Origin of the sequence: Phenylobacterium sp. CCH9-H3 (assembly GCF_001557235.1) — a bacterium.
Lineage (GTDB): Bacteria > Pseudomonadota > Alphaproteobacteria > Caulobacterales > Caulobacteraceae > Phenylobacterium.
The window spans coordinates 41225-64504 of the sequence record NZ_LSJI01000011.1 but is presented as its reverse complement, the minus strand read 5'-3'; the positions used below and the strand labels follow the sequence as shown (position 1 = coordinate 64504).

Here is a 23280-nt window from a genome sequence, read left to right as displayed (position 1 = left end):
CCCGCCGGAACTCGCCCAGGACGCGAACTGCATTCCCTCTGAGAGCGTGGGGGCTTGTGATTCCACCTTGAGATGAGTCAGATACCCAACAGTAACGCTAATGGGGTGCTCCATGCGCTGGGTTCTGACGGCGGTCTCCGCGACCGCGATGGCGGCTGCGCTCTCGATCTCGGCGGCGCCCGCGCAGGCGGCGACCATCCTGCAGGCGGCGCGGAACGACGGTTGCGGCAAGTCCACCTGCTTCAACGAGAAGGGCGTCTTCACCCAGACCTGGTCGGCCAAGGACGCCGCCGGGCCCATGACGGTCGGCCAACTCAAGCTGGACCGCGCCGTGCTGGGCAGCCTGGACGGCAAGACCTTCCGCCTCTCGTTCCAGTTGAACGGCGAGGAGCTGGGGACCTGGGGCAACTTCACCATGGGCGGCATCGCCGGCGATGAGCTCATGTTCAACGGCCAGGCCTTCACATGGAACCCCGAGGACGGCGAACTCACCCTGGTGCTCGAGATCTACCAGCCCAAGACGGGCGTCGGCGGCTTCAGCGCGCTGAGCGCGCCGAACGACGGCCCGCCCGGGAACATCCTTCTGCCCGACGAGGACGAGCGTCCCGACCTCGGCGCCGCCCCGGCGCTCGTGCCCGAGCCCGCCACCTGGGCCCTGATGATCGGCGGCTTCGGCATGGCCGGCGCCGCCCTGCGCCGCCGCGCGCGGGTCCTGGCCTAGCCGCACGCCCCAGCCTCGCGGCCCATTGACTTGGCCGGGGCGTCGCCTCAGACACCCGGCCCATGATCCCCCGCTACGCCCGCAAGGAAGCCGCCGCGATCTGGGCCCCCCAGACCCGCTTCAAGATCATGTTCGAGATCGAGGCCCACGCCGCCGACGCCATGGCGGACCTGGGCGTGATCCCCAAGGAGGCCGCGCGGGTCATCTGGGAAAAGGGCCGCGACGCCATCTGGGACGCCGACCGCATCGACGAGATCGAGCGCGAGGTGAAGCACGACGTCATCGCCTTTCTCACCCACGTCACCGAGATCGTCGGCCCCGAGGCCCGCTTCCTGCACCAGGGCATGACGTCCTCCGACGTCAACGACACCACCCTCGCCGTCCAACTCGTCCAGGCCACCGACCTGCTCATCGAGGACGTCGACATGGTCCTGGCCGCCCTGAAGAAACGCGCCTTCGAGCACAGGCTGACCCCGACCGTCGGCCGCAGCCACGGCATCCACGCCGAGCCCACGACCTTCGGCTTGAAGCTCGCCGGCCACTATGCCGAGTTCCAGCGCGCCAAGGAACGGCTGGCTATGGCCAAGTTCGAGATCGCCACCTGCGCGATCTCCGGCGCCGTCGGCACCTTCGCGAATGTCGCGCCCGAGGTGGAAGCCTACGTCGCCGACAAGATGGGCCTGGCGGTGGAGCCGGTCTCCACCCAGGTCATCCCCCGCGACCGCCACGCGGCCTACTTCGCCGCCCTGGCGGTGGTCGCCAGCTCCATCGAGCGTCTGGCGGTCGAGATCCGGCACCTGCAGCGCACCGAGGTCCTCGAAGCCGAGGAGCCCTTCGACGTGGGCCAGAAGGGCTCGTCGGCCATGCCGCACAAGCGCAACCCGATCCTGACCGAGAACCTCACGGGCCTGGCCCGCCTGGTCCGTTCCGCCGTGGTCCCGGCCATGGAGAACGTGGCCCTGTGGCACGAGCGCGACATCAGCCACTCCTCGGTCGAGCGCGGCATCTGCCCGGACGCCACCGTCCACCTCGACTTCGCCCTGCGCCGCCTGGCCAGCGTGGTCGAACGGTTGGTGGTCTACCCCGAGAACATGGCCAGGAACCTCGACCGCCTCGGCGGCCTCGTCCACTCCCAGCGCGTCCTCCTCGGCCTCACCCAGAAGGGCCTGTCGCGCGAGGCCAGCTATGCTGCGGTCCAGCGCAACGCCATGAAGGTCTGGCGCGGCGAAGGAAACTTCCTCGACTTCCTCAAGGCGGACCCCGAGATCACCCTCTCGGACGACGAGCTCGAGCAGCTCTTCGACCTCGGCTACCACTTCAAGAACGTCGACCGCGTCTTCGCCCGCGTCTTCGGCGAGCAGGCCTAAAGCTTCACGCCGCCGGCGTCTTGGCGGTTATCTTCTCGCCACCATGGCCGACATCGAAGACCTCCGCCGCCTCGCCCTCGCCCTGCCGGGTGCGCACGAGGTCACCTACAAGGGCGACCCCTGGTTCAACGTGGGCAAGAAGACCTTCGCCCTGGCCTTGGACGGCCGCGTCGTCCTCAAGCTCGACAAGCCCCATCAGGAACTCCTCTTCGAGATCCGCCCCGACACCTTCCAGCCCTGCAAGGTCGCCACCGTCCATTGGGCCTACGTGGAGATCGCCCACCTCGACGAGGCCGGGCTGGCGGCCCTCGTCCGCGAGGCCTGGGCCCAGATCGTCCCGAAGAAGGTCAGCCGCCCCCTGATCGAAAGCCGAGGCTAAACCTCCGCCCTTGACGCCCCCCGGGGAAAGCCGGTCACCTCTCGCGCAACGGGAGGACGTCACACATGGACATGCAAGGGATCCTGGCGCGCCAGAAGGCCGCGCACCTGCGCGACGGCGCGCCGACGGCCGAGCAGCGCATCGAGCGGATCGACCGCTGCATCGCTCTGCTGATCGATCACCGCACCCAGATCGAGGAGGCGCTCAACGCCGACTTCGGCTCCCGCTCGCGCGAGGCCACCGCCTTCACCGACGTGGCCGGCTCCATCGGCCCGCTGAAGCACGCCAAGGCGCACCTGGCCAAGTGGATGCGTCCGGAAAAGCGCAAGACCACCCCGGCCATCCTCGGCCTCTTCGGCGCCAAGGCCGAGGTCCGCTACCAGCCCAAGGGCGTGGTGGGTGTGATCAGCCCGTGGAACTTTCCGGTAAACCTCACCTTCGCACCCTTGGCCGGCATCCTGGCCGCCGGCAACCGGGCCATGATCAAGCCGTCGGAATACACCCCCGCCACCTCCGAGCTGATGAAGACCATGTTCGGCAAGGTCTTCTCCGAGGAGGAGATCGCCGTGGTGACGGGCGGGCCGGAGATCGGCGAGGCCTTCGCCCATCTGCCCTTCGACCATCTGATCTTCACCGGCGCCACCTCCATCGCCCGGCATGTGATGCGCGCGGCGGCCGACAATCTGGTCCCCCTGACCCTGGAGCTGGGCGGCAAGAGCCCGGTGATTCTCGGCAAGTCCGCCGATCTTGGCGTGGCCGCGGCGCGGATCATGAACGGCAAGACGCTCAACGCGGGCCAGATCTGCCTGGCGCCCGACTACGTCCTGGCTCCGGACGACCGGGTCGAGGGCTTCGTCGAGGCGGCCCGGGCCTCGGTCTCCAAGATGTTCCCCACCATCAAGGACAACCCCGACTACACCTCCATCGTCGCCCAGCGGCACTACGAGCGGATCACCGGTTACATCGACGACGCCCGCGCCAAGGGCGCCCGCATCGTGGAGCTGAAACCCGAGGGCGAGGACCTGACCCAACAGGAGCATCGCAAGATCGCCCCCACCCTGATCCTGGAGCCCACCGACGACATGAAGGTGATGCAGGAGGAGATCTTCGGCCCGGTCCTGCCGGTGAAAAGCTACCGCAGCGTCGACGAGGCCATCGCCTTCGTGAACGGCCGCGACCGGCCGCTGGGCCTCTACTACTTCGGCGACGACGAGGCCGAGCGCGAGAAGGTGCTGGCCCGGACCACCCCCGGCGGCGTCACCGTCAATGACGTGATCATGCACGTGGCCCAGGAAGAGCTGCCCTTCGGCGGCGTCGGCCCCTCGGGCATGGGCAGCTACCACGGCCACGACGGCTTCCTGGAGTTCAGCCATCGCAAGGCGATCTACAGCCAGATCAAGAAGGACATCGGCCCGCTCCAGGCCCTGCGCCCGCCCTACGGGCCCTCGATCCGCAAGATGCTGGCGGCGCAGATAAGGCGCTGACCCGACCTCAACGGCTGTCATCCCGGTTCCGGCGCAGCCGGAGACCGGGACCCCGATGTGGGGCGTATGCAGCATGAAACGCGGCTTCACCACCGCGCCACGACAAGACGTTCAACAGATCGGGGTCCCGGTCTTCGCGTGCCGCGAAACCGGGATGACACAGCAGGCGGGAGCTCTAGCCCCCGTTGCGGACGCCTTCGCGGGCCTGGGCCAGCAGCTCGGCCATCTTCATGCGGACCTCGCCCTCCGACACGGTGACGCCCGAGCCCTTCAGGTCCTCGAACACCTTGCGGAACACGTCCTCGTCGCCGGGCAGCTCGAAGTCCGACTTCACCACCGCCTTGGCGTATTCTTCGATGTGCGGCGCCTGCAGGCCCATCAGGCCGGCGGCCCATTCGCCCAGCGCGCGGTTGCGGCGCGCATGGGCCTTGAACTCTTGCTCCTGGTCGAGGGCGAACTTCCGCTCGAAGCCTTGCTCGCGATCGTCGAAGGTGGTCATCGGGTCCTGGGGGTCAGCGTCTTGGAGCGGGCGATCCCATATCGTGCGCCGACCGGGGCCGCAATGGAAAGAGGCATCGCCGGCCGAGTTTGCACCGCAGCGTCGCACACGCTATTTTTGCCACGCCTGTAATGGGGCGAGAGGCCGAGTCGGACCCGCGCGCGAGCATGAAACCGCGCGCGTTTTCGTTTTCCCGAACCGGTAAGTCCTCGTCATGGAGAAGGCCACGAGATGACCCGCCGTAAGAAGATCTACGAGGGGAAGGCCAAGATCCTCTATGAGGGCCCCGAGCCCGGCACCCTGATCCAGTACTTCAAGGACGATACGACAGCTTTCGACGCGACCAAGAAGGCCGTGCTCGAGGGCAAGGGCGTGATCAACAACCGGATCAGCGAATACATCATGACCAAGCTGAACTCGATCGGGGTTCAGAACCACTTCATCAAGCGGCTGAACCTGCGCGAGCAGTTGATCAAGGAAGTCGAGATCATCCCGCTGGAGGTGGTGTGCCGCAATGTCGCGGCCGGCTCGCTCTCCACCCGCTACGGCCTGCCGGAGGGCCAGGCGCTGCCGCGCTCGATCATCGAGTTCTACCTGAAGGACGACAAGCTCCACGACCCGATGGTCTCGGAGGAGCACATCACCGCCTTCAACTGGGCCTCGACCCAGGAGATCGACGACATGATGGCGCTGACCCTGCGGGTGAACGACTTCCTCACCGGGCTGTTCGCCGGCGTCGGCATCACCCTGGTGGACTTCAAGATCGAGTTCGGCCGCGTCTACGAAAACGACTTCGCCCGCATCATCCTGGCCGACGAGATCAGTCCCGACAGCTGCCGCCTGTGGGACAGCGTCACCAACGAGAAGATGGACAAGGACCGCTTCCGCCGCGACCTGGGCAACGTGATCGAGAGCTACACCGAGGTTGCGCGCCGGCTCGGGATCATGAAGGAGATGCCCACCGTGATTCAGGGGGGCCTCCACTAGTGCGCGCTAAAGTCCACGTCTTCCTCAAGCCCGGCGTCCTCGACGTCCAGGGCAAGGCAGTCGAGCAGGCGCTGCACGGCCTGGGCTGGAACGAGGTCGAGCACGTCCGCGTCGGCAAGACCATCGAGTTCGACCTCAAGTCCGGCGACGCCGCCTCGGCCGAGGCCGAGGTCAAGGCCATGTGCGAGAAGCTGCTCGCGAACACCGTGATCGAAAGCTACCGGGTGGAGCTGGCGTGAGGGCGCGGCTCCCCCGCCGGGGGAGCGAAACACTCGGAGTCTGCGCGGCCCTTCCCGCCCTCCTCGCGCTCGGAGCCTGCGCGAAGCCGGCCGAGGCGCCCCCGACCTACCTAGCCCTCGACTGCGCCCAGCCGTTCGAGGCCCAGTCGGCGGCGCTGGTGGCCCAGGCCCAGCTTGTGCCCGCGCCCGAGGACCCGGCCGAGCCCTACCGCTTCTACAGTAGCGCCGACGGCCGGACGTCCTATCTGATCACCAAGACGGGGGCGCCGGGTCATCCTGCGATCATGATGCAGCAGGCGAAGGGCTCGGATGTCGTGACCACCGGCTGCCCCTACGGCGACCGCAAGGGCTACGATCAGCTCCACGCCTACCTCGACGGCCTGAAGCACTGGACCCGCAAGAAATGACCGGATTTCACCTGGCGCAGATCAACGTGGGGCGGCTGCTGCAGCCGGTGGACCACCCACAGATCGCCGACTTCAAGAACAACCTCGACCGCATCAACGCCCTGGCCGACGGCATGCCCGGCTTCGTCTGGCGTCTGGTCGGCGAGGGCAACAACGCCACCGACCTGCAGCCCAGGCCCGACGATCCCCTCTTCGCCGTGAACATGTCGGTGTGGACCGACATGGACGCCCTGGCCGGTTTCGTCTACCGCAGCGCCCATCGCGACATCATGCGCCGCCGCCGCGAGTGGTTCGAGGCGATGGAGGTCTACCAGACGCTGTGGTGGGTCCCCGTCGGCCACACGCCCACGGTCGAGGAAGGCCTGGCGAAGCTGGAGCTGCTGGAGCGCCTGGGCCCCACGCCCGCGGCGTTCACGTTCAAGACCCCCTTCCCGGCTCCGGATGGCCGCCCCGCCATACCGGTGCTGGACGAGTGCGCATGAGGACCCTGAGATGAAAGCCGCCGTCATCGTCTTCCCCGGCTCCAACTGCGACCGCGACTGCAAGGTGGCGATCGAGCGCTCGACGGGCGCGAAGGTGGAGATGGTCTGGCACGGCGACACCGCCCTGCCCGACGGCCTGGACCTGATCGTGCTGCCCGGCGGCTTCTCCTACGGCGACTACCTGCGCTGCGGGGCCATGGCCTCGCTCTCCCCGGCCATGACCGAGGTGAAGGCCGCCGCCGAGCGCGGCGTCGCGGTGGTGGGCATCTGCAACGGCTTCCAGGTGCTGTGCGAGGCCCAGATGCTGCCCGGCGCCCTGCTGCGCAACGAGAAGCTCAAGTACGTCTGCAAGGCGGTGGAGCTGGAGGTCACCAACAGCCAGACCCGCTTCACCGCCGGCTACGCCGGCCGCCGCGAGGTGGCGATGACCGTGGGCAACGGCGAGGGCAACTTCTTCGCCGACGAGGCCACCCTCGACCGGCTGGAGGGCGAGGGCCAGGTGGTCTTCCGGTACCGCGACAACCCCAACGGCTCGTCGCGCGACATCGCCGGCATCGTCAACGCTCGCGGCAACGTCCTGGGCCTGATGCCGCATCCCGACCGCGCCTTCGAGGCGGAGCTCGGGTCGGCCGACGGCGCGATCCTCTTCCAGAGCGCCCTGGCCAGCGCCTAGAGCCTTCCCCCTTCAAATGGAATCATTTGAAGGGGGAAGGCTCTATCTCTTTGATTTGAGCGCAATCTCTCCGCCGAACCGGCTTCCACTTCGGCGGATTGCGCTCTAGGACCGCCCGTCGCGGCGGAATTGCGGCTCACGGGGATCCGGCCCTAAGGTCACGCCACGACTCCCCGAGGATCCGCATGACCTTCAAACTTCTGCTTCGAAGCGCCGCCGCCTGCGCCGCGCTCGCCCTGTCGTTCGCCCCGGCCGCCGCCCAGGCGCCCACGCCGACGATGACGCCGGACATCGCCAAGGACTTCCAGTGGCCGACCGCGGCCTACGACTACGTCAAGCGGGTCGAAATGGTCCCCATGCGCGACGGGACCAAGCTCTACACGGTGATGATCATCCCCAAGGGGGCCAAGGACGCGCCGATCCTGCTGACCCGGACGCCTTACAACGCCAAGCGCGCGGCCCAGCGGGCGCTCTCGCCGCACGCCGCCGCCACCGGCCAGCAGGTGGACGAGCCCTTCCTCGCCGACGGCTACATCCGGGTCTACCAGGACGTCCGCGGCAAGTACGGCTCGGAGGGCGACTACGTCCTGAACCGGCCCCTGCGCGGCCCGCTGAACAGCACCGACGTCGACCACTCCACCGACGCCTACGACACCATCGACTGGCTGGTGAAGAACCTGAAGGAGAGCAACGGCCGCGTCGGGATCACCGGCTCGTCCTATCCCGGCTTCACCTCGGCCATGGCCCTGATCAATCCGCACCCCGCGCTGAAGGCCGCCGTGCCGCAGAGCCCCATGGTCGACGGCTGGATGGGCGACGACTGGTTCCAGAACGGCGCGTTCCGGATGATCAACTTCGACTGGTTCACCAGCCAGATGACGGTGAAGGGCGAAGGCGACGACATCCCGCGCCAGGGCTTCGACGACTACGACAACTTCCTGCGCGCCGGCTCGGCGGGCGACTACGCCAAAGCCGCAGGCCTCGACCAGATCCCGGCCTGGCGCAAGATCAGCGAGCATCCGAGCTACGACGCGTGGTGGCAGGGCCAGGCCCTGGACAAGATCCTGGCCAAGCAGCCGCTGAAGGTGCCCACCCTCTGGGTCGGGGCCCTGTGGGACCAGGAGGACATCTACGGCGCCATCAAGGCCTACCAGGCCACCGAGGCCAAGGATGCGGGTAACGACATGAACTTCCTGGCGCTGGGCCCCTGGCGGCACTCCGGGGTCAACTACGAGCAGCGCCAGCTCGGGCCGAACCTGAAGCTGCCCGGCGACACGGCCACCGAGTTCCGCACCAAGGTGATGAAGCCGTTCCTGGATCAGCATCTGAAGACGAACGGCCCCAAGGCGGACATTCCGCCGGTCTTCATCTTCGATTCCGGCGCCATGGAGTGGAACCGGCTCCAGAAGTATCCGCTGGCCTGCGAAAGCGGCTGCGCCGCGGGGATGAAGCCGATCTACCTGACGCCTGGCCTGGGCCTCTCCTTCGACAAGCCGACCCAGGGCGGGGCCTACGAGGAGTACGTGTCCGACCCGGCCAAGCCCGTCCCCTACGTGCGCCGGCCGGTGCGCTGGGACGATCCGGACCAGTGGCGCTTCTGGCTGACCTCGGACCAGCGCCACGTGGACGGCCGCCCCGACGTGCTGACCTTCGTCACCGAGCCGCTGAAAGAGCCGCTCAAGATCTCCGGCGAACCGGTGGTGAACCTGTTCGCCTCCACCTCCGGCACGGACTCGGACTGGGTCGTGAAGCTGATCGACGTCTATCCGGACACCGTGCCGTCCGACCCGCAGATGGGCGGCTACGAACTGGGCGTGGCCATGGAGATCTTCCGCGGCCGCTACCGCGAGAGCTTCGAGACGCCCAAGCCGATCCCGGCCGGCAAGGTGCAGAAGTACCGCTACGAGCTGCCGCCCACGAACCACGTGTTCAAGCCGGGGCACCGGATCATGGTCCAGGTCCAGTCCAGCTGGTTCCCGCTCTACGACCGCAACCCGCAGACCTTCGTGCCCAACGTCTTCTTCGCCAAGCCGTCGGACTACAGGAAGGCCACCCAGCGCATCTACCTGACCGGCGACACCGCCTCGTCCATCGAGCTGCCGGTGGTTCCGCTGCAATAGAACGGCGTGCGGTAACGGTTGGCTAAACCTGACCGTGCATCCTGGCCGTGGGGCAGAACGCTCCACGGCCCACGGGCCGTCCCGAAAGGTTCCTGGGTCGCGTGATGCCGTTCAACAGCATCAATACGAATGTGGGCTCGATGGTCGCCATCGCCACGTTCAACGCGATCAATGCGGAGATGGCCGAGGTGCAGATGCGCATCACGACCGGCCGCAAGGTCAACAGCGTCAAGGACAACCCCGCCATCTGGGCCATCGCCCAGAACCAGCGCGCCGAGGTCCGCGGCCTGGACGCCGTCAAGAGCTCGCTTCAGCGCGGCATGGGCGTGGTCGACGTCGCGATCACCGCCGCCGAGTCCGTCTCCGAACTGCTGAACGAGATGAAGGCCCTGGCGGTCTCCGCGGCGGACTACCCCGCCTCGGACCCGGCCCGCATCGCGATCAACGAAAACTATCTGGCGCTGCGCCGCCAGATCGACACCGCCGTCCAGAACGCCAGCTTCGGGGGTCTCAATCTCCTGGCCGGTGGTGGATCGACGGACCGGGTCCGCGCCCTCGCCAACACCAGCGCCACCTCGACCATCGACGTCGACCACCTGGACCTGTCGACGAGCGGCGCGCTGCTCTCGGGCCTGCCCGCCGACCTGATGGGAAGCTTTACGCCCACCTCGGTCGCCGACGTCGCGACGGCCACGGCGAACGTCAACAACGCGATCTCCCGCCTGGGGACCGGCTCCAAGCGCCTGGAGAGCCATCTCAAGTTCGTGGAGAAGCAGCAGGATGCGCTGGAGGCCGGGATCGGCAACCTCGTCGACGCCGACCTCGCCAAGGAGAGCGCCCGCTGGCAGGCGCTGCAGGTGCGCCAGCAGCTGGCCATCGTGGCCATGCGGATCGCCAACCAGCAGCCGTCCTACCTGCTCCAGCTCTTCCGGTAGCTGCCCCTAGGACACGATTGACCCCGGCGCCCGGCGCGTCAGTCTGGCGGCCATGACCGCGACCGCCACCGATCCTCCCGTCCGCGATGTCGTCGACAAGCACCGCTTCGACGAAGCCCGGCTCCACGCCTGGCTCAAGGCCGAACTGCCGGAGATCGGCGAGACCCTGCGCGTGCGCCAGTTCCAGGGCGGCGCGTCCAACCCCACCTTCCTGCTGACCAGCGGGACCGGCCGCCACTACGTCCTGCGCAAGAAGCCGCCGGGCCAGCTGCTGTCCAGCGCCCACCAGGTGGACCGGGAGTACCGGGTGATGAAGGCCCTCGATGGCCACATCCCGGTCCCGAAGATGCGCGCGCTCTGTGAGGACCCCGAGGTCATCGGCACGGCCTTCTACGTCATGGACTACCTGGAAGGCCGGATCTTCCGCGATGCGTCCTTGCCCGGCATGACCCCGCCGGAACGCGCCGCCATCTACGACGACCTGAACGCCACGCTCGCCAAGCTGCATCAGGTGGACGTCGAGGCCGTGGGCCTGGGCGACTACGGCCGGCCGGGCAACTATTTCGAGCGACAGGTGGCCCGCTGGACCCGCCAGTACCGCGACGCCGCCACCGAGACGATTCCTGCGATGGACGCCCTGATCGAGGCCTTGCCGGCCCGCATCCCCGCCGACCAGTCGGTGTCGATCGCGCACGGCGACTACCGGCTCGAGAACGTGATGTTCCACCCCACCGAGCCGCGGATCATCGCCGTCCTCGACTGGGAGCTCTCGACCATCGGGCATCCGCTGGCCGACATCGCCTACAACGCCTTCATCTGGCGCTCGCATTCGCCGAGCTGGGGCAGCCTAGACGGCGTCGACCTGGCGGCCAGCGGCATCCCCACCGAGGCCGAGTACGTGGCCGCCTACTGCCGGCGCACGGGCCGGGGCGAGATTCCGGACTGGCCGTTCCTCATGGCCTTCTCGATCTTCCGCCTGGCCTCGATCTCCCAGGGCGTCTACGCCCGCACCCTGGCCGGCGTGCTGGCCAGCGAGCGCGAGGCCGTCAACGGCTGCCCGCCGCTGGCCGAACAGGCGCTGGCGATCCTCGAAGGCCGCGAATAGGAGCGCCCATGCACCTGCAACTGGACGGCAAGGTCATCTTCGTCGCCGGCGCCAGCCGCGGCATCGGGCTGGGCATCGTGGAGGCCTGCCTGGCGGAGGGCGCCAAGCTCGCCATCACCGCCCGCGGCGCCGAAGCGCTGGAGGAAACCCGCGCCCGCCTCGCCGAAGCCTACGGCGCCGACCGGCTGCTCGCGATCTCCGGCGACATGCGGGACACCAAGGTCATCGAGGACGCGGTCGCCCGCGCCGAGGACGAGCTCGGCCCGATCTTCGGCGCGGTCGCCAATGTCGGCCTGCACCCCTGCCCGCCCGGCTTCGAGGTGGACGACGAGACCTGGGACGCCGGCTTCACCCAGAACCTCGACTCCGCCTGGCGCCTCGCCCGCGCGGCCCTGCGCCGGATGACGCCCCGCGGCGACGGTTCCGTGCTGCTGATCAGCTCCATCGCCGGCCTGGGCGCGCTGGGCACGCCGCTGACCTACGGCACGGCCAAGGCGGGGATGAACCACCTGACCAAGGAGCTGGCGCGGATCGCCGGCCCGAAGAACGTGCGCGTCAACGCCATCGCCCCCGGCAACATCATCTTCCCCGGCGGATCCTGGGAGGCCAACGCCACGGGTCCGCGCGCCGAAGCCTGGACCCGCTGGATCAAGCGCGAGGTGCCCCTCAACCGCTTCGGCCGTCCGGAGGAGATCGGCGCCGTCGCCGCCTTCCTGATGAGCCCCCTGGCCAGCTTCGTCACCGGCGCCGTCGTGCCTGTGGACGGGGGCCAGACCCGCTGACCGGCGCAGGCCCAGCTTGACAACGACCTAGTTGCGAGTGATTTGCAGACGCATTCGCAGTAGGGGGTTGCCTTGATGAGTAAGCTTCGCGCGGCGCTGTTCGCCGCCACGTCCATCTCGGTCCTGGACGGGGGCGTCGCCCTCGCCGCCGACGATGCGGCCGCGCCGGCCGTAGACGAGATCGTGGTCACGGGACGCGCCCAGAAGCTGTACCGGGTCGAGGAGGTCACCGTCGGCCGTCTGCCCACCGAGCCGCTGGAGTCGAGCCAGACCGTCCAGGTGATCAATGCGGAGCTGATCCGCGACCAGGGCGCACGCGACGCCCAGGACCTCTACCGCAACATCTCGGGGGTCAGCTTCTTCTCCTACGCCGGCGTCACCGCGCGGGGCTTCCGGCAGGAGGAGATCTTCTTCGACGGCCTGCGCGGCGACCCCTACGCCGGCTTCTCGGTGCCGCAGCTCTTCAACGTCGAGCGCCTGGAGTTCCTGAAGGGCCCCGCCGGCATGCTGTATGGCCCGGGCGCCCCCGGCGGCCTGTTCAACTACGTCACCAAGAAGCCCAGCGAGATGTTCTCGGCCCGGGTGGCCGGCGTCTATGGGACCGAGGGCCGCAAGGGCGCCTCGGCCGAGATCAACGGCGCCCTGCCGGTCAGCGGGCTGAGCGCGCGCGCCGGCGTGTTCTACGAGGACCAGAACGGCCCCCGCCGCGGCGCCGGCAACGAGGTTCTGATCCTGGATGGCGGCCTGCGCTACGAATTCGAGCGGGGCGACGTGACGCTGCAGGCCACCCGCTACGAACAGGACCTCCCCGCCAACCGCCTGCGCGGCGTGCCAGTGGACGCCACCGGCCGGTTCCTCGCCGACCGTCGCTGGAATCACAACGAGCCGACCGACTTCCTGAACCTGGAGGCCGACGTGCTGCAGGCGCTCGTGAACCTCCAGCCGACCGACAGCCTGACCCTCAGCGCCGGGATCCGCTTCAGCAACAGCCTGGAGACCCAGCAGTATCACGAGCCCCAGGGCCTGTTCGATTCCAACGGCGACGGCGTGGTCGATTCCACCCGCCGCCAGTTCCGCGACCAGATCCGCAAGCAGGACTACTGGTCGCTGGGTTTCAACGGCGTCTGGTCGGGCGAGGTGGGCGCCGTGGAAAGCCGGGTCCTCTTCGGCGGCGACTGGTTCAAGCAGGACGCCACCCTGGACAACCGCAACCTCACGGGCGGGACCACCGTCCGCGCGGGCTTCCCGCCGCCGCTCAGCCTGTTGAATCCGGTGTACGGCGTGGTCTCGACCTCGACCTACGCCCTGCCCGCCTTCACGCGCACCTTCACCGACCAGAAGCGGATGGGCGGCTACCTGCTCTACGAGGCCACGGTGGGCCAGCTGATCGCCACCGTCGGCGCGCGCTACGATGAGTTCGAGGACGACACCGGCGCGGCGCGCTTCGAGGACGATTCCCTCACCTGGCGCGCCGGGCTGGTCTACCGCCTGCGCCCGGATGTCTCGCTCTACGGCCAATGGGCCCAGAGCTTCGAGCCGCAGTCGGCGAGCAGCCAGACGCCTCTGGCCGGCGGCCCCTTCGCCCCCACCGAGGGCGAGATGTTCGAAGGCGGCGTGAAGACCGAGCTGCTGGGCGGCCGCATCCAGACCACCACCGCCATCTATCACATCGTCCGCACCAATATCCTTCAGGCCGACCCCCGGGGCGATGTGGACGGCGACGGCGTGAACGACCAGGTCGCTTTCGGCGAGATCACCTCCAAGGGCGTCGAGTTCGACGTCTCGGCCGACGTCACGCCCAACTGGGTGCTGACCGCGTCCTACGCCTACAACGACACGCGCATCACCGAGGACAACGGCCGCACGGTGCTGTCCAATGCCGTTGGCGATCGCTTCGCCAACGCGCCGGAGAACAAGTTCGGCTTCTGGACCCGATACCAGTTTCCGGACCTGGGCCTGGCCGTGGCGCTGGGTGGCGACTACGTGGACGTCCGCACCTCGATCAGCGGCCAGAAGGTGCGGCCCTACACCATCTTCGACGCCTCGGTGATCTACACCCGCGGGCCGTGGCAGGCCCTGCTGCGGATCAACAATCTGCTGGACGAGACCTACGCCGCGTCGGGCTTCATTGACCGCACGGGCCATTTCCCCGGCGCCCCGCGCTCGGTGTTCCTGGAGCTGTCGCGCCAGTGGTAGACGCCGCCGGCCCCCGCATCGGCGCCGCGCCGGCGGTTCGGCGCGGCAAGCCCAAGGCCGCCCGCCTCTGGTGGGCGGTCCACCAGTGGGTGGGACTGAAGCTGGCGATCCTGCTCAGCTTCGTGTTCCTGACGGGAACCATCGCCGTCTTCTCCAACGAGATCGACTGGGTGCTGCGGCCGGCGATGCGGGTGGACCCGACCACCGTTGAGGGGCCGGTGGACTGGGCCGCGGTGGCCCGGAACGTGGCCCGCCACGCGCCGGACGCGAAGATCGCCAACCTGGATGCGCCGCCGGATCGCGGCTTCGCGGTCACCGCGACCATTCTGCTGCCGGGAGGCGGCCGCGCCTTCGTCTATGCCCATCCCACCACCGGCGTGGTTCAGGGCGATGGCCACTGGGTGGGCGCCAAGCGGATCTTTCGCAACATGCATCGCCACCTGATGATGCCGGTGAAGTGGGGCGTGCCCATCGTCTCGTCCCTGGCGGTGCTGCTGCTGATCAGCCTGCTCACCTCGTTCGTGGTCTACAAGAAGTGGTGGCGCGGCTTCTTCCGCCCGATCCGCTTCACCGACGCACGCACCGCTTTCGGGGACTTCCACCGCCTGGCGGGCGTGTGGACCCTGTGGTTCGTCGTGCTGATGATTCTGACCGGCGTCTGGTACCTGGCCGAGAGCACGGGCCTGAAGGCGCCCCCCCTGCCGCGCGCCAAGGTCGAAGCGGCCCGGCTCTCCTCCTCTGAGATCGCGGCCCGGCTGCCCGCCAGTCTCGCCGCCGCCCGGGCCGCCAATCCCGACCTGCGGATCGAGCACATCGCTTTCCCGACGGCAAAGTCCGGCGCCTTCGTCTTCCAGGGCCAGGACGAGGCGATCCTGGTCCGACCGCGCGCCAACAGCGTCTGGACTGAGGCGGCGACCGGCCAGGCCCGCCTGGTCGCCGACGGCCGCGAGCTCTCCGTCCACCAGCGCATCTCCGAAATGGCCGACCCGCTGCACTTCGGGACCTGGGGCGGCCTGCCGACCAAGATCGTCTGGTTCCTGTTCGGAGCCCTCCTTACCGGCCTCTCGGTCTCGGGCGTGGCGATCTACAGCCTGCGGCTGCTGCGGGCCGAACGGCGCCCCGGGAGCCTGCGCGCCGTCCTTGCCCGCGCGTGGGTCGGCATGGGCTGGTGGCGCTGGCCGGCGCTGGGCCTGGTGCTGACCGCCTTCGTCCTGCTGCCCCAGGTGTTCCAGATGGGCGGCGACTGACGCCCGCCCCCTCGCGCACGCCGGAGAGTCCCGCTAGAAGGCGCGCCATGAGCGCCGCGCCTTCGAAGATCATGGCCGAAAAGGCCGCCGAGTACGGCCTGAAGGCCGACGAATACGACCTCATCGTCCGCCGCCTGAACCGCGAGCCGAACGATGTCGAGCTGGGCGTCTTCTCGGTGATGTGGTCCGAGCACTGCTCGTACAAATCCTCGAAGAAGCACCTCGTGAAGTTTCCCACCTCGGGCCCCAAGGTGATCTGCGGCCCGGGCGAGAACGCGGGCGTCATCGACATCGGCGACGGCCAAGCCTGCATCTTCAAGATGGAGAGCCACAACCACCCCTCCTACATCGAGCCCTACCAGGGCGCGGCGACGGGCGTGGGCGGCATCATGCGCGACGTCTTCACCATGGGCGCGCGACCGGTGGCCCTGCTGAACGCCCTGCGCTTCGGCGATCCCAGCCATCCGAAGACCAAGCGGCTGGTCTCGGGCGTGGTCAGCGGCATCGGCGGCTACGGCAACTGCGTCGGCGTGCCCACCGTGGCCGGCGAGACCAATTTCCACCGCGGCTACGACGGCAACATCCTGGTCAACGCCATGTGCGTGGGCCTGGCCGACGCGGACAAGATCTTCTACTCGGCCGCCCCCTCGGCGGGTCTCTCGGTCGTCTATTTCGGCTCCAAGACCGGCCGCGACGGCATCCATGGCGCGACCATGGCCAGCCAGGAGTTCGACGATGCGTCGGAGGAGAAGCGCCCCACGGTCCAGGTCGGCGACCCCTTCGCCGAGAAGCTGCTGATCGAGGCCACGCTGGAGCTGATGGCCACCGGCGCCGTCGCCGCGATCCAGGACATGGGCGCGGCGGGGCTGACCTCCTCATCGGTCGAGATGGCCGGCAAGGGCGGCGTGGGCATCGAGCTCGACCTCGACGCCGTGCCCCAGCGCGAAGAGGGCATGAGCGCCTACGAGATGATGCTGTCGGAAAGCCAGGAGCGGATGCTGGCCATCCTGAAGCCGGGCCGGGAGTCCGAAGGCCACGCGATCTTCGAGAAGTGGGGCCTGGACGCCGCCATCATCGGCAAGACCACCGACACCGGCCATCTGGTGCTGAAGCACAAGGGCCAGACCGTCGCCGACGTGCCCCTGGCGCCGCTGTTCGACGACGCCCCGCTCTACGACCGCCCCTGGGTCGCCCCGGCGCTGCAGCCGCGGATCGAGCTGGCCGACGCCCCGACGCCGGGCGACCTCAAGGCCGCGGTGCTGAAGCTGATGTCCGCCCCCGACATGGCGTCCAAGCGCTGGCTCTGGGAACAGTACGACCGCCACGTCATGGCCGACACGCTGGAGGATTCCGCCACCGGCGCGGATGCGGGCATCGTGCGGGTGCACGGCACGAAGAAGGCCCTGGCCGTCACCTCCGACGTCACGCCGCGCTATGTCCAGAACGATCCCTACGAGGGCGGCAAGCAAGCCGTCGCCGAGGCGTGGCGCAACCTCACCGCCGTGGGCGCGACCCCCATCGCGATCACCGACAACCTGAACTTCGGCAACCCCGAGCGGCCCGAGATCATGGGCCAGATCGTCCGCGCCATCGAGGGCATGGCCGAGGCCTGCGCGGCCCTCGACTTCCCGGTCGTGAGCGGGAACGTCAGCCTCTACAACGAGACCAATGGCGCGGCGATCCCCCCCACCCCCACCGTGGGCGGCGTGGGCCTGATCGCCGACTATGCCCGCCGCGCGGACTTCGGGTCGCTCAAGGCCGGCGACGTCCTGGTGCTGATCGGCGCCACCAGGGGCGAGCTCGGCGCCTCCATGTACCTGCGCGAGATCGCCGGCCGCGAGGATGGGGCGCCGCCGCCGGTGGACCTGGCCCTGGAGCGCAGGACCGGCGACGTGGTCCGCGGCCTGATCCAGTCGGGCCAGCTCCAGACGGTCCACGACCTGTCGGACGGCGGCCTGGCCGCGGCGCTCTGCGAGATGTGCCTGGCCTCGAACGTCGGCTGCGACCTGCGGCTGGAGGGCGTGCCCTGGGTCACCCTCTTCGCCGAGGACCAGGCCCGTTACCTTGTGGCCCTCAACGATCCGACGCCGGTGCTCACCGCCTGCCGGGCGGCGGGCGTTCCGGCCGCCATCCTGGGCGAAGCCGGCGGCGAGGCGATCCGCATCGAGGCCGCGCTCGACCTTCCGCTTGCCGAACTCCGCAAGGCCCACGAGGGTTGGATGCCGGCCTTCATGGGCGACTGAGGCGGCGTTTCGAGATCGGGCGGTCGCGGCGAGTTCCAAGGGGCTGACATGAACCGAGACGCCGTCCGCGACCGCTTGGGCCCCCTCGCCGCGCGGCCGCATGTAGCCTTCGCCCTGGCGCACCTGGGCGAGCCGGGCTCCGCGGACCTGATCCCCACGCCCGCCGCGGTCCTGGATCTCGACGCCTTCGACCGCAACGTCGCCAAGATGGCGCGGCGGGCGGCGCAGGTCGGCTTGGCGCTGCGGCCCCACGCCAAGTCCCACAAGACCGCCGCCCTCGCCCGCCGCCAGATCGCCGCGGGCGCCGCGGGGGTCTGCTGCGCCAAGCTGGCCGAGGCCGAGGCGCTGGCCGCCGCAGGCGTGGGCCAGATCCTGGTCACCTCCCCCATCGCCGGAACCGCCAACGCCGCCCGCGCGGCCCGCCTGGCGGCGGATCTGCCGGACTTCCGGATCGTCGTGGACCACCCCGACGCCGCCGCCGAACTGGGCGCTGCGGCGCAAGGGACCATCCAGGTGGTGATCGACATCGACGTGGGCATGGGCCGGACCGGCTGCCACGACGCCGATCAGGCCGCCGCCGTGGCGCGGGCGGTCCTCGCCCAGCCGAACCTGAAGCTGCTCGGCGTCCAGGGGTATGGCGGAGGCTGGCAGCACATCCAGGGGGCCAACGCCCGCGCCGCGGCCGCCGCCGAGGGGATGAAGGCGCTGCAGGCCGCCATCGCCGCCATCCGCGCGGCCGGCGGAACCGTCGAGGTCGTCACCGGCGGCGGCACGGGCACCTTCGCCGCCGATGCCGCCCAGGGCGTGCTGAACGAGGTCCAGCCTGGCTCCTACGCCTTCATGGACAAGGAGTACCGCGACGCGCTGAAGGACGATCCCGACGGCGCCTTCGAACAGGCCGCCACCATCGTCGCCACGGTGATCAGCGCCAACCATCCGAAGTGGGTGACACTCGACGCGGGGCTGAAGGCCTTCTCCACCGAAGGCCCCATGCCCCAGCCGCTAACCCCCAAGTTCGCGGCCTGCGCCTATCGCTTCTTCGGCGACGAGCACGGCATGATCAGCCGGCCCGCCGGCGAGCCCGTCGCGCGCGGCGAGCGCGTGGCCCTGGCGCCGGGCCACATCGACCCCACCCTCGACCGCTACGATCTGATGCACCTGGTCCAGGGCGACGTGCTGGTCGACATCGTCCGCATCGAGGGCCGCGGGGCGTCGCAATGAGCGATACCGTGAACCGCTACTGGACGCTCGCCGACAGGCCCGTCCCCGCCTGGCCCGCCGCCGACACCTTCGAACTGCGCGAAGGGCCCATCCCTGCGCCGGGTCCTGGCCAGGCCCTGACGCGGACGATCTATGTCAGCCTCGATCCCTATCAGTGGGGCTACAAGCGCCGCGGCGTCGAGCCGAAGGGCGCCCCCTGCCATGCCCGGACCGTAAGCCAGGTCGTCGAAAGTCATATCGATGGCCTCGAGGCCGGCGACTTCGTGTTCAACACCAACGGCTGGGCCGCCTACGGCCTGATGGGCGACGGCGTGCCCCGCCCCGGCTATATGGTCCCGCGCAAGCTCGATCCGACGCGCGGCAAGCTCTCCCACGCCGTCGGCGTCCTCGGCATGCTGGGCCTGACCGCCTACGCCGGCATGATCCTGCAGGGCGATCCGAAGCCGGGCGACACCGTGGTCGTCTCGGCCGCGTCCGGCGGCGTAGGCCAGATCGCGGGGCAGCTCGCGCGGCTGAAGGGCGCCAGAGTGGTCGGCATCGCCGGCCGGCCGGAGAAGTGCCGGTTCGTCATCGAGGATCTCGGCTTCGACGCCTGCGTCAGCCACCTCAGCCCCACCTTCGCGGAGGATCTCAAGGCCGCCTGTCCCGCCGGGGTCGACGTCTATTTCGAGAACGTGGGCGGGGCGGTGTTCGAGGCGGTCCTGCCGCTGTTCAATCCCGGCGCGCGGATGACCATCTGCGGGCTCATCGCCCACTATGGCGACGCGGCCGACGTCAACGCCGGCGCGGCGGAGAAGGCCGCGGCGGAGGCCCGGGGCGTCCGCGTGCAGAACCTCTTCGTGGGCGACTACGTGGAGACCCATCACGACGCCTTCCTGGCCGACATGACGCCGTGGGTCGCCGACGGGAAGGTCCGCTACCTGGAAGACATTCGCGAGGGTCTCGAGACCGTCCCGGCCGCCTTCGCCGAGATGCTGAAGGGCGGCAATTTCGGCAAGATGCTGGTCCGGGTCGGGGACGATCCGACGCTGGGCGGATGATCCCGCACGACGAGGCTTTCGCCGCGATCGCCTTCGAAGCGGAGGTGATCCACTGGCGCGGCCCGTCGCCCTATTTCTTCGCCGCCGTGCCGACCGAGCAGGTGGAGCTGGTCCGTCAGGCCGCCCGCGCCGCAAGCTATGGGTGGGGCGTGGTCCCGGTGGACGCGCGGATCGGCGAAGTCGCCTTCGAGACATCCCTCTTCCCCAAGGACGGGGGCTATCTGCTGCCGCTCAAGGACGCCGTGCGTCGCAAGGCGAACATCACCGCGGGCGATGCTGTCGCCGTCGAAATGGCGGTTCGGCCGCGGAACGGCCGGCCGGCGCGCGCCTAGCGGACAGCCCGCCGGGCCAATGCCCAGTCATAAAGCCGTGCCGCAACCATCAAAGGCCTGTCACCGGGCCCCTCTAACGCCCTCCCACCCGCCGGACCGCGAGCCGGACCCGGCGGGCCGTTGGACAGTAGGGGCATCATGTACAATTCCAGGAAGACGCTCGCCGCGGGCGCAGCGACCAGCATCATTGCGTTCGCGCTGCTGAGCGGCGGGGCCCAGGCCCAGGAGGCGGCGGGCGGCGAGGTCGAGGAGCTGGTGGTGACCGGGTTCCGGGGCTCTCTCGCGGCGGCGCGCGAGCTGAAGCGCTCGGCCGAGGTCACCTCGGACGTCATCGTGGCCGAGGACATGGCCAAGTTCCCCGATCTCAACCTGGCGGAGTCGCTGCAGCGCCTGCCCGGCCTGGCGATCACCCGCGAGGGCGGCGAGGGCCGGCGGGTCAGCCTGCGTGGCCTGGGGCCCGACTTCACCCGCGTGCAGCTCAACGGGATGGAAGTCCTGGGCAACGTCGATTCGCCGATGGACAGCCGCGGCCAGACCTCGCGGGACCGGGCTTTCGACTTCAACATCTTCGCGTCCGAGCTCTTCACCAAGGTTGAAGTGCGCAAGTCGTTCTCGGCCGAACAGGACGAAGGCGGGATGGCCGGTACGGTGGGTCTCTATACGGCCAAGCCGTTCGCCTACGACGGCACGCGCGCGGCGCTGTCGCTGCAGGGCGGCACCAACTCGGCCACCAAGGACTTCCAGCCCCGCTTCGCCGGCATGCTCAGCCGCAACTGGGACGACCGTTTCGGGGTGCTGATCTCGGCGGCCTATTCCAAGCGGGAGACCGAAGAGCAGGGCTACAACACCTATTCCCCCAGCCGTGTGACCTCCGGCGGCACGGACATCTCGCGGCTCAGCGCCGCGGATCAGGCGCTCATCAATGCGGGTACGCTGGTCTTCCAGCGGGGCAACCGCCTCTCGGTCTGGAGCTCCGATCAGGAACGTCTGGGCCTCACCGCCGCCGTACAATGGCGGCCGGTCGAGAACATGACCCTCACCCTCGACGCGCTCCACGGCGAGTTCACCAACGACCGCAACGAACTGCACCTGGCGACGCGCGCCTCGCAGGCGTCCACGATCCTCGGCGGCTCGGTCCGCCATTCGGGGATCACCACCCCGCCGCCGCGGCTGAACGAGGTCCGCTACGACCGGTTCAACTCGGTGACCTACGCCGACGTGAACAATACGGTCTTCGCCACAGAGACCCGCCGGCAGAGCACGGAGAACAAATTCGACCAGCTGGTGCTGACCGGCGAGTGGGAGCTCTCCGAGCGCCTCAGCGTGTCGGGCCACATCGGCCGCGAGACCTCGGACTACGATATCCCCGTCTCGGACAAGTTCTACACCGAGGCGTTCGGCGGCCTGATCACCGACTACACGGCCGGCGGGAACAACGCCCACAACACCTACAAGTGGGACACCACCGACCCGAACAACTACCGCGCCCACGAGATCGATTTCTCGGCGACCTACCAGTCCACGAAACTCGAGAACGCGGAGTTCAACGTGGCCTATGTGATCAGCGAGGCGGCGACGCTGAAGACCGGCGCCTCGTTCAGGGGCTTCCGCAACTCGGGCTTCCAGCAGGCGACGGACGACCTGCTGAAGACGGCCTGGGAGAACGGGACCCTCGATGACCGCGTCAACGACTACTACGAGATCTTCGACGAGCATGACGACCAGTCCTGGCTGATCGTCGACTGGGACAAGGCCCTGGCGAAGTACGGGGTGACCCGCACCCTGGGCGCGCCCCGGTCCATCTACGCGGTTGAGGAGGACACCAAGGCCGCTTACGCCCAGCTCGATTGGACCGGCAACCTGTTCGGCCGGACCGTCCGCGGCAATCTCGGCCTGCGCGCCTATGAGACCGAGCTCACCTCGTCGGGCACGGCCAATGTCGGCCCGATCCGCGTGAAGTCGAAATATTCGGGCGTGCTGCCGGCCTTCAACGCGGTGATGGAGGTGACCGAAAATCTCCAGATCCGGCTGGCGGCGGCGCAGAACATCAACCGGCCGTCGCTCACCGCCTACGCCATGAACGGCACGGTCAGCCTGGATTCCGCCACCGGCTTCCTGACCGTCAACGTGGGCAACCCCGACCTCGACCCCTACACCTCGGACGAGTTCGACCTGTCGGCGGAATGGTACTTCGGCGACATCGGCATCGTCTCCGCCGGCCTGTTCCACAAGAAGATCGACGGGTTCGTGGTCAGCCAGCGGGTGACCAACGTGCCGTATTCCAGCACGGGCCTGCCGGACAACCTGATCGCTGGCGTCTCGGGCTCACGGCTGGTCAACGAGTTCACCCGCCCCATCAACCTGAACGACGCCACGCTCACGGGCGTCGAACTCAGCGCCCAGAGCGACTTCTTCTTCCTGCCGGGCGCGCTGAAGGACATGGGGGTCGTCGCCAACGTGACCTTCATCGACTCCAAGACCACCTATCCCAGCGGGGAGACCGGCGAGATCTTCGGGATGAGCGACCTGACCTACAACGTCACGCTCTACTACGAGACGCCGAAGTGGGGGGCGCGGGTCTCAGCCAACTATCGGTCCGAGTACCCGATCGACGGCGGCGGCTTCCGGGCCACCACCTACGTCGACGCAGCGGCCTTCTACCAGCTGACGGATCGGATCCGGCTGACGATCGACGGGGTCAACCTCACCGACGAACGCGAGGAGCAGTTCAACGGCGCCCAGGCCAAGCGCCTGTGGAACACGACGAGCAGCGGCCGCACCGTCTTCGCCGGGGCCAACATCCAGTTCTGACCGCGACGGG

The 23280-nt window shown here is 68.8% G+C and carries 21 protein-coding genes; 20 read left to right on the top strand and 1 reads right to left on the bottom strand.

The window, feature by feature from the left end:
* Positions 1 to 112: 112 nt before the first annotated feature.
* From AX721_RS00625 to AX721_RS00610, 4 genes are all read left to right on the top strand, one after another.
* Positions 113 to 721: a PEPxxWA-CTERM sorting domain-containing protein gene (locus AX721_RS00625; RefSeq protein WP_068873993.1), complete on the top strand. Its 609-nt coding sequence runs from the start codon at positions 113 to 115 to the stop codon at positions 719 to 721.
* A 62-nt stretch (positions 722 to 783) separates the two neighbouring features.
* Positions 784 to 2088, top strand: a complete 1305-nt coding sequence (gene purB, locus AX721_RS00620) for an adenylosuccinate lyase (protein WP_068873992.1) — start codon at positions 784 to 786, stop codon at positions 2086 to 2088.
* Positions 2089 to 2131: 43 nt separating this feature from the next.
* On the top strand, positions 2132 to 2467 hold the full coding sequence (locus AX721_RS00615) for an MmcQ/YjbR family DNA-binding protein (RefSeq protein WP_068873991.1): 336 nt from the start codon (positions 2132 to 2134) through the stop codon (positions 2465 to 2467).
* Between the two features lie 65 nt (positions 2468 to 2532).
* Positions 2533 to 3951, top strand: coding sequence for a coniferyl aldehyde dehydrogenase (locus AX721_RS00610; protein WP_068873990.1), 1419 nt, complete (start codon positions 2533 to 2535; stop codon positions 3949 to 3951).
* A 175-nt stretch (positions 3952 to 4126) separates the two neighbouring features.
* Here AX721_RS00610 and AX721_RS00605 read toward each other — a convergent pair whose 3' ends face one another.
* Positions 4127 to 4450, bottom strand: coding sequence for a DUF1476 domain-containing protein (locus AX721_RS00605; protein WP_068873989.1), 324 nt, complete (start codon positions 4448 to 4450; stop codon positions 4127 to 4129).
* Positions 4451 to 4681: 231 nt separating this feature from the next.
* Here AX721_RS00605 and purC point away from each other — a divergent pair, with 231 nt between their 5' ends.
* The 16 genes from purC to AX721_RS00525 all read left to right on the top strand — a co-directional run bounded on the left by purC (position 4682) and on the right by AX721_RS00525 (position 23270).
* Positions 4682 to 5437 carry a phosphoribosylaminoimidazolesuccinocarboxamide synthase gene (gene purC / locus AX721_RS00600; protein WP_068873988.1) on the top strand — a complete coding sequence of 252 codons (756 nt, stop codon included), beginning with the start codon at positions 4682 to 4684 and terminating at the stop codon, positions 5435 to 5437.
* Positions 5437 to 5676 carry a phosphoribosylformylglycinamidine synthase subunit PurS gene (gene purS / locus AX721_RS00595; protein WP_068873987.1) on the top strand — a complete coding sequence of 80 codons (240 nt, stop codon included), beginning with the start codon at positions 5437 to 5439 and terminating at the stop codon, positions 5674 to 5676. Before purC ends, purS begins: the two co-directional genes overlap by 1 nt.
* On the top strand, positions 5673 to 6083 hold the full coding sequence (locus AX721_RS00590) for a hypothetical protein (RefSeq protein ID WP_068873986.1): 411 nt from the start codon (positions 5673 to 5675) through the stop codon (positions 6081 to 6083). Before purS ends, AX721_RS00590 begins: the two co-directional genes overlap by 4 nt.
* On the top strand, positions 6080 to 6565 hold the full coding sequence (locus AX721_RS00585) for a DUF3291 domain-containing protein (RefSeq protein WP_068873985.1): 486 nt from the start codon (positions 6080 to 6082) through the stop codon (positions 6563 to 6565). The genes AX721_RS00590 and AX721_RS00585 overlap by 4 nt, the downstream gene beginning before the upstream one ends.
* 10 nt (positions 6566 to 6575) lie before the next feature.
* Complete coding sequence (purQ, locus tag AX721_RS00580) at positions 6576 to 7238, top strand: phosphoribosylformylglycinamidine synthase subunit PurQ (protein ID WP_068873984.1); 663 nt, start codon at positions 6576 to 6578, stop codon at positions 7236 to 7238.
* 185 nt (positions 7239 to 7423) lie between these two features.
* Complete coding sequence (locus tag AX721_RS00575) at positions 7424 to 9358, top strand: CocE/NonD family hydrolase (RefSeq protein WP_068873983.1); 1935 nt, start codon at positions 7424 to 7426, stop codon at positions 9356 to 9358.
* A gap of 104 nt (positions 9359 to 9462) precedes the next feature.
* Positions 9463 to 10293 (top strand): flagellin, encoded by an 831-nt coding sequence (locus AX721_RS00570; RefSeq protein WP_068873982.1) that lies wholly within the window; start codon positions 9463 to 9465, stop codon positions 10291 to 10293.
* A 52-nt stretch (positions 10294 to 10345) separates the two neighbouring features.
* Positions 10346 to 11398 carry a phosphotransferase family protein gene (locus tag AX721_RS00565; RefSeq protein WP_068873981.1) on the top strand — a complete coding sequence of 351 codons (1053 nt, stop codon included), beginning with the start codon at positions 10346 to 10348 and terminating at the stop codon, positions 11396 to 11398.
* Positions 11399 to 11406: 8 nt separating this feature from the next.
* Complete coding sequence (locus tag AX721_RS00560; protein ID WP_068873980.1) at positions 11407 to 12180, top strand: SDR family NAD(P)-dependent oxidoreductase; 774 nt, start codon at positions 11407 to 11409, stop codon at positions 12178 to 12180.
* 75 nt (positions 12181 to 12255) lie between these two features.
* Positions 12256 to 14376 (top strand): TonB-dependent siderophore receptor, encoded by a 2121-nt coding sequence (locus tag AX721_RS00555; RefSeq protein WP_068873979.1) that lies wholly within the window; start codon positions 12256 to 12258, stop codon positions 14374 to 14376.
* Positions 14370 to 15623, top strand: coding sequence for a PepSY domain-containing protein (locus AX721_RS00550; protein WP_068873978.1), 1254 nt, complete (start codon positions 14370 to 14372; stop codon positions 15621 to 15623). Before AX721_RS00555 ends, AX721_RS00550 begins: the two co-directional genes overlap by 7 nt.
* 47 nt (positions 15624 to 15670) lie before the next feature.
* Positions 15671 to 17866 (top strand): phosphoribosylformylglycinamidine synthase subunit PurL, encoded by a 2196-nt coding sequence (purL, locus tag AX721_RS00545; RefSeq protein ID WP_068873977.1) that lies wholly within the window; start codon positions 15671 to 15673, stop codon positions 17864 to 17866.
* Positions 17867 to 17914: 48 nt separating this feature from the next.
* Positions 17915 to 19087: an alanine racemase gene (locus AX721_RS00540; RefSeq protein WP_068873976.1), complete on the top strand. Its 1173-nt coding sequence runs from the start codon at positions 17915 to 17917 to the stop codon at positions 19085 to 19087.
* Positions 19084 to 20127: an NADP-dependent oxidoreductase gene (locus AX721_RS00535; protein WP_068873975.1), complete on the top strand. Its 1044-nt coding sequence runs from the start codon at positions 19084 to 19086 to the stop codon at positions 20125 to 20127. Before AX721_RS00540 ends, AX721_RS00535 begins: the two co-directional genes overlap by 4 nt.
* Positions 20124 to 20459 carry a DUF1905 domain-containing protein gene (locus AX721_RS00530; RefSeq protein ID WP_068873974.1) on the top strand — a complete coding sequence of 112 codons (336 nt, stop codon included), beginning with the start codon at positions 20124 to 20126 and terminating at the stop codon, positions 20457 to 20459. Before AX721_RS00535 ends, AX721_RS00530 begins: the two co-directional genes overlap by 4 nt.
* 138 nt (positions 20460 to 20597) lie before the next feature.
* Entirely contained in the window at positions 20598 to 23270 is a 2673-nt protein-coding gene (locus AX721_RS00525; RefSeq protein WP_068873973.1) for a TonB-dependent receptor, read from the top strand.
* The last annotated feature ends 10 nt before the right edge of the window (positions 23271 to 23280 follow it).

Excerpts from the sequence above, each read along its gene's own strand:
- AX721_RS00625 (WP_068873993.1), top strand. The coding sequence starts at position 113 with ATGCGCTGGGTTCTGACGGCGGTCTCCGCGACCGCGATGGCGGCTGCG.
- purB (WP_068873992.1), top strand. The coding sequence starts at position 784 with ATGATCCCCCGCTACGCCCGCAAGGAAGCCGCCGCGATCTGGGCCCCC.
- AX721_RS00615 (WP_068873991.1), top strand. The coding sequence starts at position 2,132 with ATGGCCGACATCGAAGACCTCCGCCGCCTCGCCCTCGCCCTGCCGGGT.
- AX721_RS00610 (WP_068873990.1), top strand. The coding sequence starts at position 2,533 with ATGGACATGCAAGGGATCCTGGCGCGCCAGAAGGCCGCGCACCTGCGC.
- AX721_RS00605 (WP_068873989.1), bottom strand. The coding sequence starts at position 4,450 with ATGACCACCTTCGACGATCGCGAGCAAGGCTTCGAGCGGAAGTTCGCC.
- purC (WP_068873988.1), top strand. The coding sequence starts at position 4,682 with ATGACCCGCCGTAAGAAGATCTACGAGGGGAAGGCCAAGATCCTCTAT.
- AX721_RS00585 (WP_068873985.1), top strand. The coding sequence starts at position 6,080 with ATGACCGGATTTCACCTGGCGCAGATCAACGTGGGGCGGCTGCTGCAG.
- purQ (WP_068873984.1), top strand. The coding sequence starts at position 6,576 with ATGAAAGCCGCCGTCATCGTCTTCCCCGGCTCCAACTGCGACCGCGAC.
- AX721_RS00575 (WP_068873983.1), top strand. The coding sequence starts at position 7,424 with ATGACCTTCAAACTTCTGCTTCGAAGCGCCGCCGCCTGCGCCGCGCTC.
- AX721_RS00570 (WP_068873982.1), top strand. The coding sequence starts at position 9,463 with ATGCCGTTCAACAGCATCAATACGAATGTGGGCTCGATGGTCGCCATC.
- AX721_RS00565 (WP_068873981.1), top strand. The coding sequence starts at position 10,346 with ATGACCGCGACCGCCACCGATCCTCCCGTCCGCGATGTCGTCGACAAG.
- AX721_RS00560 (WP_068873980.1), top strand. The coding sequence starts at position 11,407 with ATGCACCTGCAACTGGACGGCAAGGTCATCTTCGTCGCCGGCGCCAGC.
- AX721_RS00555 (WP_068873979.1), top strand. The coding sequence starts at position 12,256 with ATGAGTAAGCTTCGCGCGGCGCTGTTCGCCGCCACGTCCATCTCGGTC.
- purL (WP_068873977.1), top strand. The coding sequence starts at position 15,671 with ATGAGCGCCGCGCCTTCGAAGATCATGGCCGAAAAGGCCGCCGAGTAC.
- AX721_RS00540 (WP_068873976.1), top strand. The coding sequence starts at position 17,915 with ATGAACCGAGACGCCGTCCGCGACCGCTTGGGCCCCCTCGCCGCGCGG.
- AX721_RS00535 (WP_068873975.1), top strand. The coding sequence starts at position 19,084 with ATGAGCGATACCGTGAACCGCTACTGGACGCTCGCCGACAGGCCCGTC.
- AX721_RS00530 (WP_068873974.1), top strand. The coding sequence starts at position 20,124 with ATGATCCCGCACGACGAGGCTTTCGCCGCGATCGCCTTCGAAGCGGAG.
- AX721_RS00525 (WP_068873973.1), top strand. The coding sequence starts at position 20,598 with ATGTACAATTCCAGGAAGACGCTCGCCGCGGGCGCAGCGACCAGCATC.